Origin of the sequence: Candidatus Nitrosotalea sp. FS (assembly GCF_011319475.1) — an archaeon.
In the GTDB taxonomy this organism is placed as follows: Archaea; Thermoproteota; Nitrososphaeria; order Nitrososphaerales; family Nitrosopumilaceae; genus Nitrosotalea.
Map to the genome: position 1 here is coordinate 1 of NZ_RCMC01000186.1, position 577 is coordinate 577.

At 37.1% G+C, this 577-nt stretch carries 1 pseudogene; it reads left to right on the forward strand.

Annotation, left to right across the window (positions count from 1 at the left end):
* Positions 1-83 precede the first annotated feature (83 nt).
* Positions 84-577 (forward strand): annotated as a pseudogene (locus tag DYY66_RS06805) (hypothetical protein); the annotation flags it as partial.

The window sequence follows — 577 nt, forward strand, 5'->3', positions numbered from 1 at the left end:
TGATGCTTTTTCCTCTTAATACAATATTGGCTCAAACTCAACCTACAATAGAATTTGATCAGGCTAGTTATGCTACAAGTAGCATGAGCTGTAATCCCTACCAACAAAAGATTACTGCACAAACAGCAGAACATAACAAAGTAACCATAATTGTAACAGATTCTAACGCAAACAAATTCAGTACATCAATAGATCGGGTTGTTGTATTCGTATGGTCTGATTCTGATAGAAAAGGCATAGAAATCACTGTTTATGAAACAGAAGTCAATTCAGGTATCTTCAAAGGTAAAGTTACAATATCTGATGGGCAGTCAACACAGGATATCATACATGTACGCAATGGTGATACACTTTCAGCAAGATATGCAGGTACAACATCTGGGTCTTTTGATGCTACAAGTCATGGTATCACAACAACTAGTTTCATTGGAATTAGTTGTCCCCCGCTTGAAAGAGTCCCTGCGTCATCTATCCGAATTCTAGATCTCAAAGGAAATGAACATAATGTAACAACCGTTGGCAAACAAGTTCTGATAGTTTCGGATATTTCCAATCCCACCCCTGTAAATCAAAATTT